This window comes from Schlesneria sp. (genome assembly GCF_036405755.1).
Classification (GTDB): domain Bacteria; phylum Planctomycetota; class Planctomycetia; order Planctomycetales; family Planctomycetaceae; genus Schlesneria; species Schlesneria sphaerica.
Genome location: NZ_DASWWZ010000192.1, coordinates 25,118 through 37,888, shown reverse-complemented (window position 1 = coordinate 37,888; position 12,771 = coordinate 25,118). Strand labels below are relative to the sequence as shown.

Below are 12,771 nucleotides of genomic sequence, written 5' to 3'. Positions count from 1 at the left end.
GTCAGCTCCTTCAGCAATGATCATGTTTCCCTGAGCATCGAACTTGATACCGTTGGACATGCCGCTGGGTGAGCGGAAAATGGTGGTCTTCCCCGTCGAGGGATCAAGTTTCCAGATGTAGCCGGCGGCAATCGCCCCCTTCTCATCGCGAGAAATGTGTGAGAAAGTGATCTCGCTGAAATAGACCGTTCCGTCCGGTGCCACACTGACTCCTTCCGTCAGCGCCTTTCCTTCAAAGAGTTTCTCTAACTTGGCGTCGGCGGGGACGATCGGTTCGGCGGCACAGGCTCGCCCGGCAAAATCGCAACGGCCCATAAATAATGTGGCCGCGAAAACGCTTCTGATACAAATCGAGAACAGAACCTGATGGAATCGCATCGGTCTTTCCTTCGGATGTTGAGTCATGTGGAAGTGCGGGCCGGAATCATGGCACTGCCATCCTAGCGTCCGGTAGCGGTTTGCCTCAATTGTCGCTGCGGCTAGAATCCCCGTCGACAAGCAGAATTCTCTTTAGGAAATGACCTACCTCATGTTTGGAATCGGCGCTACACCCTTTGACGTGCGACTTGTGGCATTTGGGATTCCAATTCGTGTTCATCCCACATTCTGGCTGGGAACAATTCTGTTTGGTTCCGAACTGCCAACCAACCAGTTGATCTTCATCTGGGTCTGCACCGCCTTCGTCTCCATCCTGGTTCACGAATTGGGACACGCGCTGACAGCCGAATCGTTCGGTTGGCCCACCGAGATCGTGATGTTCTTCGGTGGCGGGGTAGCCCTCTCCCAGCAAACTCGTCGTTATTCTCTCTGGAAGTCGATCGCCGTTTCGCTCATGGGACCGATCGCAGGATTTCTGCTTCTCGGTGTCTTGATACTGGCCGAAAAGATCATGCACGTGTCGCACCGTGAAGTCCTGTATCATCTGCAATTCGAGCCGCTGCCGGACACCGCGGATTTCTACTTCAAATCGGTTCTCTATTTCCTGTGGATCCAGAACCTGTATTGGGGCCTGTTCAATCTGATCCCTGTGTTGCCGCTGGACGGAGGACATGTGCTGGAATCCCTTTGCATCGCGATGCGATTCCGGGATCCGACCGGTATCGCGCTGAAAGTCGGGGCGGTGGCTTCCGGTATCGCAGCGTATCTCTTCTTTACCAAATTTGATTTTATGCTGCCGGGCATGCTGATGCTCATTCTGTGCATCCAGAGCATCAGTGCACTTCAGTCGCGGCAGTAAAGTGGGGCATGTGCTGGTCTGAATGACGAGGTGGCGCAGCAGGTGCGTGGGGGTAGGTGCTATCGGGCAAAACAGGGTATGCTGCCACGTGATCCTTCCCCTGGTACTCGATGGAGAACCGCTCGTGAGCATGGACATCAGCGACGTCCTCGCGCAATTGAAATCGATGGGTGATGAGGCCCGTCGTGCCCATAACAAGAAGAATGGGGCTCCCGATAATCAATTCGGGGTGAAGCTTGGCGATATTCGAGCGATCGCGAAGAAGATCAAAACTGACCACGAGCTTGGGCTTCAGTTGTGGGAGACCGGAAATGTGGATGCGCAACTTCTCGCGACGCTCATCATGAAGCCCAAGTCAATCTCCATGAGTGAACTCGATCGCCTGACCCGTTCCGTCACCTGTTCGCAAGTGGCCGACTGGCTGAATGCCTATATCGTCCCGGAACATCCCGACAAGGAAAACCTGCGTCTCAAGTGGATGACGGCCAAAGACCCCTGGGCCGCCCGCGCCGGATGGAATCTCACTGCCAGCCGGATCAACAAAAGAACCGCCGACTTCGACCTCACGGCCTTGCTCGACCGAATCGAGAAAGAACTGCCGAAAGCCCGGCCCGAGGTTCAGTGGACGATGAACAACACGTTGGCGGCAATCGGCATTCATCATGCCGATCTTCGCAGTCGTACCATCGCCATCGGTGAAAAAATTGGACTCTACAGCGATTGGCCGGTCTCGAAAGGCTGCACCCCGCCGTACGTTCCCGTCTGGGTTGACTTCATGGTGAAGCGGCAGTTGGCAGGAGAATGACCGGTCCGCGCCGGGATCTCTAAAGGCGTTCCCATCCTCAATTGAGGTTCAGGGTGTCGCAAAGCTTGCTGGTTACCAAAAACTTGCGCAGCCAGTCGATTTGGCTTTTCGGCTCAAGAAACGGCTGACTGCGGAACAGTTCTGCAGATTGCTGCTCGACTGCAGAATCGATGACTTGGGCCGTTGCGTCGGCGGCATCTCGAATCTGCTGAGCCCGAAATGGTACGAACTGAAGCCGATGCGGATCGACATGACCCGCCTCGATGAAGCCCCTTGTCTTCTTGGGACAGCGACAGGGATTGGATGCATTGACCAGTCCACACTGGCGATTCATGAAGTGATAGAGATCGCGGCGTGCACGAGACAGACATTGCCGAAAATTGGCGGGGGTTAATTCCAGAATTTCACCGCCGACCTGATCGCTCACGCCGAAGATTTCTCCCAGAGTGAACACCAGGCGCTGATGTCGATCCAGGCAGAGCAGCATTCCCGTGGTGCACGCCAGCTTCGCCTCTTCGACCAGCAGAGGCACATCCACCGGCACGTTCTCCGGGTCAGGAAGATCCAGATCGGGAACCTCGTTAATCGCAGCTGCATAGCTTGAAAACGTCTGCGTCGGAAGCTCCGCTCCCCGTCGCTTCATGTTCAGGATGTGGTTCGTCGTGATCTGGTAAAGCCACGTCCGAAATCGACTCTTCCCCCGAAAGGTACTCAGGTGCGTCAGAATTTTGATGAGGACTTCCTGTGTTACTTCTTCTGCGTCCTGCGGGTGAAAGACCATCCGCACGGCGATGTTGTAGATCCAGGCCTGATGGAGAAGGACCAGCTTCTCCAGCGACGATCGACTCCCACTTATTGCCTGTTGGATCAGGTCCTCATCGGTCGATTCGTCGACGACTTCCGCAAAAGGATTATGCAAGGTTTTGTTTTCCTGATGGTGAGGAGATCAGATTACGTGGCAGGTCTAAGGCGACCTTGGTTGAGGCTTTGGCCGTTCGAATTCGCTGCCCGACATTGACGCTCAATGAAGTTACTCGACGTGACATCCCTGGTCTGTCATTTCTCGACTGGCCCCTCTTCCTGGGGCAACAGGGGAAACCGGTGGAAGACTGCGGAGGGTTTCACGCGACCCTCATTACTGCACGCCTTCTACGATCACTCCTCGATAAATTGCCCCGCGATGTCTGTGCTTAGCTACCTCCTGGTAGGCGGGACTTTCGTACCATGTCCGCGCCTCCGACATCGATGGAAATTCGGCGATGACGACCCCTTCCACGTCGGGGCCCTCCAGTGATTGATGCGGACCGTACGCTGCGAGAACCTTCAGCGGGACCCCTTCGAGCGTGGTCCCGACCTTACTCCAGTAGGCTTCCAATTCAGACTGATCGAGTGTTTTCTCTCGAGTGAACACGATGTAGGCTGGCATGTCGGTCGTCCTTACAAGAATGGGATGCAGGATTAAGTTGATTGGTCGGGTCACAGACCGCCGGAAGCGGTGATATGCTCTCCCGTCAACCAAGCGGCGTCTTCGGACGCGAGAAAGGCGACGACCCGTGCGATGTCTTCCGGCGTGCCGATACGCCCCAGGGGCGTCATGGCGATAAGTTCTTTTTCGAAGTCGCTTCCGGTTCCGTACATCCCCGCCTGACGCGTTCCTTCACTCAATGTGGCGCCGGGGTTCACTGAGTTTACCCGGATGTTTCTTGAAGCGAGTTCCTTCGCCAGGACTCCCGTCACGGCATCCAGGCCAGCTTTTGCGGCACTGTAGATCACATATCCAGGGATGTACGACGTGGAGGCCCTTGAGCCAATGTTGATGATGCTTCCCCCTTGATCCGTGAACAGACGAAGAGACTCACGAATCGTCAGCAACGGCCCGAGTACGTTCACACTCGTTTGGCGAAGAAATTCTGCGGCGGTCAGCGTCTCGATCGGCATGCTCCGATAGACGCCGGCGTTGTTCACCAGAATATCAAGTCTTCCATAAGCATCCCTCACTTGATCGAACATACGTATGACATCGCTTTCACGAGCGAGATCACACTGAGCCGCCCGTGAACTCCCTCCCTCTCGGGTAATCGCCTGTACGACGGCGTCAGCCCCCTCCTTGTCAGTCGCGTAGTTCACCACGACCGACGCCCCGTGGCGAGGGAGTTCGTTCGCAATTCCCGCACCGATCCCCTTTGACGCACCTGTAACGAGTGCGATTTTTCCGCGTAGCTTCGACATGAATTTGTCCTCCTGCCCACTTCGACACGCGGACAGGAGGACTGTGACAGAAGAATGCTGGATTTTTTAGAGATGATGGGCAGGGTTTCGCATTCCGTGTTGCTGGAGTTCAAACCTACTTCGTCGCAAACTCCAGCTTCGTTTGGCGATTTTGCCATTCATCGAAGTTAGTACGTCCAATGCGCTCCGTCGTTTCAGGAATCAAACCAAGTTGATCGAGGTGTGCGCCGAAGTATCCCGAGTGATCATCCCGAATCACGGTCCGGTTATCGCCGTTACTGAGGAGGTATCGCTCAATAAATTCGGCAATGGAAAGCGATTCGGGGCCTGCCAGATCACAAATTCGATTTGCAGCAGGGCCTGTCGCAATGTCTGCGAGGGTTTCCGCGACATCATTCGCTGCAACCGGCTGCATCGGTGCGCTCGGTAACCGAATCACGCGATCTGCCGTGCTTTGATCGGCGATGGTCCCCAGAAACTCGAAGAACTGTGTGGCTCGCAGAATCGTAAAAGGGATGGGGCTCGATTGGATCAATTTTTCTTGAGCCACTTTGGCCCGCATGTAGGCACTGTCACGGATCCGATCAGCTCCGACGACCGAAAGTGCCACATGGTGAGTGACCCCGGCTCGAGCTTCTGCCGCAAGCAGATTCCGCGTGGAAACAGTGAAGAACTGCATGACATCATCCTCCTCAAACGAGGGGGAGTTTGAAACATCGATGACGACGGTCGCCCCGTTGAGTGCTTCATCGAGTCCTTGACCACTTAGCGTATTCACCCCTGTCGATGGTGACGCAGGCTGTGCGTCATGACCTTGATCACGAAGCAAAGGAATCAGTCTTCTTCCGATGAGGCCGCTGCCTCCCACAACGATAATTTTCATGTCTTTCTCCTGGTTGGAATTCGTTATTGAATTTGAGCCGTCTCCCAGCGGGCAAGTTTGTCCGGGTTGACGGTGATGTAGACGGCCTGAACAGCCTCATCGATTTGCAGGGACAACACCGAGACAATGTTTTCGCTATCCCGAAAGACGAGTCCGGGTTCGCCATTCACCGTGGTAGAGTGAACGTTCTGCATCCACCGTTTGCGGAAGACACCGATCAGGAACCGAGCAACCGGATTGCGGCCTCGAATGACCACTCGTGCGGCTGACACTTTTCCTCCCCCGTCGGAATGGATTTCGGCATTCTCGAATAACATCGCCTCGACAGCTTTGACATCCCCTGTCCGACAGGCGTCGATAAATCGGGTTGCGAGTTCGTCCGCTTTGGCCTGTTTCACGGCGTACCGTTTATTGCCATCCAGTCCCAATCGGCTCCGTGCCCTGCTGACGAGTTGCCGAACTGCGTCCTCGGATTTTCCCAGGACCTCGGCCAGTTCAAAGTACTCGTAGTCGAAAACGACTCTCAACAGAAACGCGGCCCGTTCGTCGGGAGTCAGACGTTCCAGCAGTAGCAGGAAGGCCTGACTTAATGACTCCGCCAGGACCGAGTCCGATTGCTCGAAGCGTGTTGCGACAGGTTCGGGAACCCAGGGTCCGACGTAGGCGCGTCGTTTCCTGTCGCGTAGGCGATCAATGCAAAGATGAGTTGTCGTCCTGATCAGAAACCCTTCGGCCGACGACACGCCCCCTGCTGTTTGATAACGCAGAAAGGCGTCCTGCACGGCGTCCTCGGCATCGGCCACACTTCCGAGCATGCGGTATGCTATCGACATTAACCGCGAACGAAGCTCATTCATTTCAGTCATGCTGTGCCCTCGATCCGCTATTCCGGAATGACCAGATCCTTCGCATCACGCGAGTGGATGACCCATGCCAGAACGCGTGTTTTCGACTTGCCCGGGTTTTTCGAAACGCGGTGCAGACATCCGCCAGGCTCATAGAAAGTCTGACCCGCTTTTAACACTTTGGGCGGCTGGTCGTCGATGGCCCATTCGTACTCCCCTTCCAGGACGTAGCCCAGAACGGGTCCCGGGTGGCGGTGAGCAGCCCCTGCCTGACCCGGCTCGAGAGTGACCTCAGCCGCGGTCCCCTTTGATGCTTTGCCGTCAATTTTTTCCTTGATGTCCCAGGCCGCAAGAGGCCTCACGGTGCCATGCTCACGGCCTTCATGGGTTGCGATCGCATACCCGCTTGCCGTCAAACCGATTCCCAGTACCGTAATCCAGATTTTGCGAACCATGTCATGAATCCTTCCTGAAAGAACTATGGTCTTGTTCAACTGCAACAAGGACGAACGGGCGAGACCATTTGTGACACGGCCTCCAGAATTTTCTGAGAATATTTTCTCTGAAATTCAGGGCCGTTCATCCCAGGGCAATCTCTAAAGATCGCTGCTGGACCACTGAGAACTGATGAGCGTTCCTTCGAGGGTGGACGCCAGCCCTGCTCGCAGGCGTGGGTAAGTTATTGGTCAACCAGCTAAATCACTGGTCACGCTTTAGGACTGATCCAGAATGTGAACATCCCTTCCGCGTGCGAAATGTGGAAAAACAAGGCAATCGTGCAGACAACCTGCGGATTCCAGCGCCCCGTAGCCGACGCGGTACACACTTTGCGAACTGGCAACATCCACGGCCAACGCAGTCTTTCAGTCAGCTTTCGTGAAGGGCAGACGACTGACTGCCAATGTCCTATCAGCCTTGCCTCAGATCTGACTCGTCATTCAGCAGGTGGTGCTTCATTCATTACGAAAGGGAAACAAATGACCGGACGACCTACAGTTCATGACGCGACTTATGATCTTCTGAGAGAGCTGGGACTGACAACCGTGTTTGGCAATCCCGGTTCGACAGAACAATCGTTTCTGCGAGATTTCCCGGACGACTTCACCTATGTGTTAGCACTTCAGGAAGCCTCTGCATTGGCAATGGCGGACGGATTCGCTCAGTCGACCGGTAAGCCGACGTTGGTCAACCTGCACACTGCTGCCGGAACCGGAAACGCCATGGGAAGTCTGGTTGCCGCCTACCGTTCAAATACTCCGCTGATCGTTACCGCCGGCCAGCAGACCCGTGAAATGTCACTGATCGATCCTTACCTCAATAACCCCAACGCGACACTACTGCCTCAGCCATGGGTCAAATGGGCCTTTGAGCCGGCGCGCGCCGAAGATGTCCCCGGGGCTTTCATGCAGGCCTACGCCGTTGCCATGCAGCCCCCTCAAGGACCGGTTTTTATTTCGATTCCGATGGACGATTGGGACAAGCCGGCACTCGGGCCGGCCGCCGTCCGTACGGTGAGCGACCGAGTCGCCCCGGATCCTGCGCGACTGGCTCAATTCGCTGAGAAAATCAACGCCGCGAAACGCCCCATGCTGCTGTACGGGCCTGAGATTGATCGGGCCGGCGCCTGGGCAGCGGGAATCGAATTCGCTGAGAAGTTACAGGTCCCCGTTTACGGCAGCGCACTATCGGACCGCGTGTCGTTTCCCGAGGACCATCCGCTCTATGCGGGACCATTGCCACTCACGATTGCCGACGTTGAGAAGGTGATCGGTCAATACGACCTCGTCGTGGCCATGGGTGCCCAGGTTTTCCGCTACTATCCCTATGTGGCCGGCAACTACCTGCCAGAAGGGGTGGAACTCTTGCAGATCACTTCGGATCCGCACCTGAGTGCTGTTGCACCTGTCGGCGCGAGTCTGGTGGGTGACGTTGGCATCGCTCTAAAGGAGCTGACGTTGCTGGTGGAGGTGGCGGCGGGCCGCGTGCCTCCTCGACCTCTCCTCCGGCAGCGTCGCAAAGAAGGTCACGCCACCGCCCCCCTCACCTCAAACGCGGTGTACGAAGTCTTGAGCGAGGTCAAGCCAGCTAATGCAGTACTGGTGATGGAATCCACCTCGACCCTGCTCGACCAGTTCAACTGGCTACCCACGACACGCCCTTGTAGTTTCTTCGCGACTGGGAGTGGTGGAATCGGCTGGGGTGTGCCCGGAGCAGTTGGCGTGGCGCTGGGGGACCGTGAGAAGGGCGTCAAACGGACCATCGTCGCGACGATCGGTGATGGCTCGTTCCAGTACTCTGTCCAGGCGATCTGGACTGCGGCGCGCCACAAGTTGCCCATCATCTTCGTGGTGTTCCGAAATGGTGAGTACGCGATCCTCAAGTCGTTCGCACTCCTCGAAAAGACCCCGCACGTTCCCGGATTGGATCTTCCGGGGCTGGATATCGCGTCACTGGCAACGGGGTTCGGATGCCGCGGCATCAATGTCGAGACCACGGAAGAACTGGCGAGGGAATTTCGGATGGCTCTTGATGTAGAAGGTCCCACTGTGATTGTCGTCCCCACGAAACCCCAGCTTCCCCACCTGGGTTAGTCGTCAACGTGTCCGCTACTCTCGTTCTGAAACGGGGTTTGAAATATGCCAGGGAACGTGGCGAAGCTCTTGCTGAGTTGTCGGGCTGGGTCAGTGCTGCGACGGAACTGCTTGGCTTGAGCTTCGCCTTCTTAATCTGCTTCCGGTAACTGCGCCGATTCTTCCGTTGATTGGGAGGACAGTCACCAGACGTCGAACAGAGTTCATCCGATCACTCGACTGAACCAGGGCACTCGACTTCAGTTTCCTGGCTCATCATGAAAGGGAGGTTTCCATGCCGATCTACCACTGCACCATCGCCGCTGGAACGCTTTCGAGTGACTTGAAAAGCGCATTGGCCGCGGAAGTCACGCGTATCCATTCGGCGATCAACCACGTCCCCGGTCGCTACGTCAATGTCGTCTTCAATGAACTTGCCGCAGACAATGTCTTCACCGACGGCCAGCCGGCTCAACCACTATTGATTACAGGATGGGTTCGAACCGGGCACCCTGATGGAGAAACCTCCCAGCTGCTGGCGGCCATTGCGGATGCAGCCACCCGCGTCACAGGGTTTCCTGCTTCCCGTATCCTTGTCGTCATCCAGAATAGCCCCGCACGCTTCGCCATCGAAGGAGGACGCACGCTGCCGGAACCAGGGCATGAACACGAGTGGATTGCGGCAGGGGCAACCAAAAATCACTGAATTCGAAGCAGATGCCGATTTTCCTGGGCTTCAGGCAAGCGAATCACCGAACCGGTTCTGCCGTCGGAAATTTCCATTTGCCTTCGAGGATCTCTTTCCGTGGACGGTAGAGGCGGACCATATAGTTCCAGCCTGGTGTGATGGGCAGACAGTTCGGCATCGACCCCTCGCAGCCGCCAAACTGGACAGTGACTGAGCCATCCGCGTTAGTCTTGGCAGTCACGTTGTTGATCGTGTAGGCCTGCTGGTTATTCTCCTCGAAAAAGCCTTCGGCGTTATACACGCTGATCGACCAGAATCCGTCGACGGGAACGTCCTTGATTGTCATTCGATAAACGACTCTACCATCGTTCTCTTTCGGTGTGACATTGAGATAGAACGCGTCTTTGTCGGGATTTCCGCCCCAGGCCATTGCGCTCCCGATGAGGTGCCTTACTGGCTGCACTTCGGCCTTCGTGCCAAACATTCCTCGAGTATCGGAAAGCTGTGAACCGAGCGCGATCAACAGGTCGCGAACGGTCTTCTGACTGGCCTCGTCCCACTCGGTTGTCTTGAACGTACCTTTGCTCGCCTGTTCAACCTTAATGGCATCCTGAAGCTGGGTCGCGGCCTGAATATCAACAGGGTTTGAAGGGTCGGCGAGAATACGTACCGCAGCCAGGACGTAACGGGTCCCCATGCTCTCACGGTTCAGCGTGTAAGATCCCCGCTCGTACGCGACGAAAGGGGTGTAATGGTCCTGATTAATAACCTGCATCGAAAGGAATCGTTTTCCTGCATCCGGGAGCGTGATTTTTACCGAACCAGCGTCCAGATCGAACACGGCTGCAGAGTAGAGCGTGTCGCGATTCATTCGAACGACAGTCTGTTTGTCGATGGGGGTGGGGACACGATTGTGACTGAATTGCCCCAGTGCGTTATACCCCTTAATCGTTGCGGCGAAGTACGCGTCGCTCTCTGCACGGACGAAGTTGTCTACCGTCACTATCGTGCCCGTCACCGCCGTGGTTCCTTCGCCTCCTATACGCTGCAAAGGTGGCTGCTTCCAGCGGCCGGCGAGGGCTTCTTCCTTCGGCCAGTACAAACGGAGAATGGAAAAAAACTCTCCGTCGGGAGCCGGCAGCCAATTGGATTCCTTTTCATTACCCGGTGAGTCGTGCTGCAGGTAGAGGGTCACTCCGCCGTCAGCATCCCGCTTCAGGTCGGGCAGCATCGGTGAATTGATCAGATAACGCTTCAGGGGATTGGCGACAAGCAGGCTCTTCGGCAACGAATACATCGTCAGGGACCAGAACGCATTCACGGGGGGTAACTCGCCGGGAGCAAACCGAAGAGCGTAACGGTGTTTTGAAGCGTCCAACTTGTTCCCGCCGGCATCCACAAAATAGGCCGGGTAAAGTGCCTCTTCCTTCGAGTTTCCATAGATTCCCAGGACGGCGGAGGACATGCGCGACAGGTAATTGTTTTTCAGAAATTCCCGAGTTCCGAAGCCGTCAGCGGCCGTTCGTTCCCCCGTATCGATCTGTTCCTTCTTATACTGAAGAAACTCGTTCCACGCATCGACCATCCCCTGTTGAACACCGTTTCGGATTTCCGGTGAGAGCTTTCCAGAATCGAAGGTTCCACCTGGACCGATTCCCAGTTTACTGAATCGGGCCATCAGTTCCCGTTCGCTTGGATGCGTAGGACAAAGCCCCAGGACAAAGTTCAGTATCTGGAAAAACTCTGGTGACGTTTTTTGAAGCTCGGGTGTCAGCGGCCGGGCAAATTCCAACTTAGTCGCAATCGGAGCCTGCTTGCCGAGATAGGAGGAGAGTGGCTGGACCTTGTACCCCATCTGTACTTTACGGACTTCATCAATGTCGTCCGGTTTGAAGAGTTGCGTTCGATACAGAATCCAGCCAATTTCGGTTTCTGATCGAATGATGGCGTCGATCCCCTCCGGCTTTTCACCGTTCCAGTTGGGGCCGGCGAGCAGGTATCGACCGGGGCCGTTTCCGGTTGAGCGACTGCCGACGTAGGCGAAGTTGAACGTGTAAGCGTCAATGAATTGAAGCGAGTAGTATCGGCCATTGTCCACAGGGGGGACGGTGATCACGAGTGGTTCGGCGCGAAGATCGGTACCCAATTGCGAGTAAGGGGTGTCCGAGTTAGGAGTCTGGATTGCTTTATCCTCGGGTGTATAAACGCGAGTTTCATTATGGAGCTGATTCCAGGGAGCCTTGAGCTCACCACTGTTGCGGTCCACGAAATACGAGTGCAGGACGCGATAGTTGTCCACCAGCGGAAAGCCATAGATGTACGCCTCTTTCGCGATTGCTCGTGCTTCGCCTGGTGTGACTGCGTCGCTCTTCGGCTGTGCTTGAGCGTCCCTTGGGACACAGTGGCATAGCAGGCAGGTTCCCAGAAGTAGGAGAGCAGTCCAGTGAATTCGCGCGCGCATGATGTGGCCCCTTTCCTGCGACGTTGTCATCGAAGGTTCTGTGTCGACTGACAGTTGAGATGTGGATGCGGTGAATTTAAGGGAACAAAGACATGCTCGCTACTGATCGCACGAGCAGAATTTGACTGAGCTTCCGCAGATTCGCAGTTCCTCGTACCCTCCAATTCCCGCTCGATTCACCAGGAAGGTCGAAACGGTCAGCGCTGATCGCAGGTTCCACCTGCTCAATGATGGGAAGGGCCGCATGCTACCAATCGATCTACTGCGTGTCTTATGGTCGGAAACATGGTGGCGATGGGAACGCCCACCCGGCAGTCCGTTCATGCTGAGTGAAATTGCTTGCCACTATTTCAACTTCGTCGAAGCGACGGCCTGGTTGATTTTTGCCGTTCTTGTGTTTCGTCGCTGGGAGATTCACAGGCGCTCGCCAATGGAGGTGCCCTACGCACTTTCTTTTGTCCTCTTCGGAATCTCGGACGTCATTGAAGCATGGATCCTGACCTCATGGCTTCTCTGGTGGAAAGCTGTCAATCTCATCGTTCTGTTTCTACTCAGACGAATGATCATGCGGAACTATCCTGGCTCCCGGTTGTTCTGAATTGGCGCGACCGCGTTACGATATACGCGATCCAGCCGGCCAGAAACGCAATCTCAATGACGCCGTCGACGAGATAAATCGGAAGAATCACGCTTCGAGTCACGTAGATGAAGTCGATTGCGGCCAGACTGATCGCACTCGCCATCGCGAGGAACACGATTTCCAGAGATTCGCGACGACGCCAGGCCGCCAGAATCAGCACCAGACCGATCGAAGTGATCAGCAATCCAACAGTCATGACGAGCCAGTGGTCGGCCTCCAGCCCTGTTACAAGGTGATCGGTCTTCTCACCGGTGACGAGTTTAAACGTCCGTATACTGATGAGCGGCCAGACGCCGAACACAGCAAAGTAGACTCCTTGTAACCACAATAACACCACCGCAATCGTCGAAGAGGCCGGGCGTTTGTGTTCATCAGTCACGGGGCGGTCCCTCCTGCTGGAAGTGCGGTCGAGG

14 protein-coding genes and 1 pseudogene are annotated in these 12,771 nt (G+C 55.7%); 5 read left to right on the top strand and 10 right to left on the bottom strand.

The window, feature by feature from the left end; all coding sequences use genetic code 11:
* Positions 1–378 (bottom strand): SMP-30/gluconolactonase/LRE family protein (locus VGE80_RS06545; RefSeq protein ID WP_440592091.1); only part of this gene is annotated, 378 nt, incomplete at its 3' end.
* A gap of 151 nt (positions 379–529) precedes the next feature.
* Between VGE80_RS06545 and VGE80_RS06540 the strand changes: the two genes are divergently transcribed.
* Both VGE80_RS06540 and VGE80_RS06535 read left to right on the top strand, forming a co-directional pair.
* On the top strand, positions 530–1,237 hold the full coding sequence (locus VGE80_RS06540) for a metalloprotease (protein ID WP_440592090.1): 708 nt from the start codon (positions 530–532) through the stop codon (positions 1,235–1,237).
* 130 nt (positions 1,238–1,367) lie between these two features.
* The gene (locus VGE80_RS06535; protein WP_440592093.1) at positions 1,368–2,042 is read left to right on the top strand and encodes a DNA alkylation repair protein; all 675 of its coding nucleotides are present in this window, start codon (positions 1,368–1,370) and stop codon (positions 2,040–2,042) included.
* 37 nt (positions 2,043–2,079) lie between these two features.
* On the opposite strand, the gene VGE80_RS06530 is transcribed toward VGE80_RS06535, so the two are convergent.
* From VGE80_RS06530 to VGE80_RS06505, 6 genes are all read right to left on the bottom strand, one after another.
* Entirely contained in the window at positions 2,080–2,961 is an 882-nt protein-coding gene (locus VGE80_RS06530; protein ID WP_440592089.1) for an RNA polymerase sigma factor, read from the bottom strand.
* A gap of 216 nt (positions 2,962–3,177) precedes the next feature.
* Entirely contained in the window at positions 3,178–3,468 is a 291-nt protein-coding gene (locus tag VGE80_RS06525) for a DUF1330 domain-containing protein (RefSeq protein ID WP_440592088.1), read from the bottom strand.
* A gap of 50 nt (positions 3,469–3,518) precedes the next feature.
* Positions 3,519–4,271, bottom strand: coding sequence for an SDR family NAD(P)-dependent oxidoreductase (locus tag VGE80_RS06520; protein ID WP_440592087.1), 753 nt, complete (start codon positions 4,269–4,271; stop codon positions 3,519–3,521).
* A gap of 115 nt (positions 4,272–4,386) precedes the next feature.
* Positions 4,387–5,154 carry an SDR family oxidoreductase gene (locus VGE80_RS06515; RefSeq protein ID WP_440592086.1) on the bottom strand — a complete coding sequence of 256 codons (768 nt, stop codon included), beginning with the start codon at positions 5,152–5,154 and terminating at the stop codon, positions 4,387–4,389.
* 23 nt (positions 5,155–5,177) lie between these two features.
* Positions 5,178–6,020 carry an RNA polymerase sigma factor SigJ gene (gene sigJ / locus VGE80_RS06510; protein ID WP_373652165.1) on the bottom strand — a complete coding sequence of 281 codons (843 nt, stop codon included), beginning with the start codon at positions 6,018–6,020 and terminating at the stop codon, positions 5,178–5,180.
* A gap of 17 nt (positions 6,021–6,037) precedes the next feature.
* A complete protein-coding gene (locus VGE80_RS06505) occupies positions 6,038–6,454 on the bottom strand; it encodes a cupin domain-containing protein (RefSeq protein ID WP_440592085.1) in 417 nt (138 codons plus the stop codon).
* Positions 6,455–6,976: 522 nt separating this feature from the next.
* Between VGE80_RS06505 and mdlC the strand changes: the two genes are divergently transcribed.
* Positions 6,977–8,590: a benzoylformate decarboxylase gene (mdlC, locus tag VGE80_RS06500; protein ID WP_373652163.1), complete on the top strand. Its 1,614-nt coding sequence runs from the start codon at positions 6,977–6,979 to the stop codon at positions 8,588–8,590.
* Positions 8,591–8,864: 274 nt separating this feature from the next.
* A complete protein-coding gene (locus VGE80_RS06495) occupies positions 8,865–9,275 on the top strand; it encodes a tautomerase family protein (protein WP_373652162.1) in 411 nt (136 codons plus the stop codon).
* A 43-nt stretch (positions 9,276–9,318) separates the two neighbouring features.
* On the opposite strand, the gene VGE80_RS06490 is transcribed toward VGE80_RS06495, so the two are convergent.
* The gene (locus VGE80_RS06490) at positions 9,319–10,260 is read right to left on the bottom strand and encodes a DUF1214 domain-containing protein (RefSeq protein WP_440592092.1); all 942 of its coding nucleotides are present in this window, start codon (positions 10,258–10,260) and stop codon (positions 9,319–9,321) included.
* A 39-nt stretch (positions 10,261–10,299) separates the two neighbouring features.
* Positions 10,300–11,748, bottom strand: a pseudogene (locus tag VGE80_RS06485) (DUF1254 domain-containing protein); the annotation flags it as partial.
* A 214-nt stretch (positions 11,749–11,962) separates the two neighbouring features.
* On the opposite strand from VGE80_RS06485, the gene VGE80_RS06480 reads away from it, so the two are divergent.
* Positions 11,963–12,316 (top strand): hypothetical protein, encoded by a 354-nt coding sequence (locus VGE80_RS06480; protein WP_397569958.1) that lies wholly within the window; start codon positions 11,963–11,965, stop codon positions 12,314–12,316.
* Here the strand turns inward: VGE80_RS06480 and VGE80_RS06475 are convergent.
* Positions 12,282–12,737 carry a hypothetical protein gene (locus tag VGE80_RS06475; protein ID WP_373652160.1) on the bottom strand — a complete coding sequence of 152 codons (456 nt, stop codon included), beginning with the start codon at positions 12,735–12,737 and terminating at the stop codon, positions 12,282–12,284. The genes VGE80_RS06480 and VGE80_RS06475 overlap by 35 nt on opposite strands.
* Positions 12,738–12,771 lie beyond the last annotated feature (34 nt).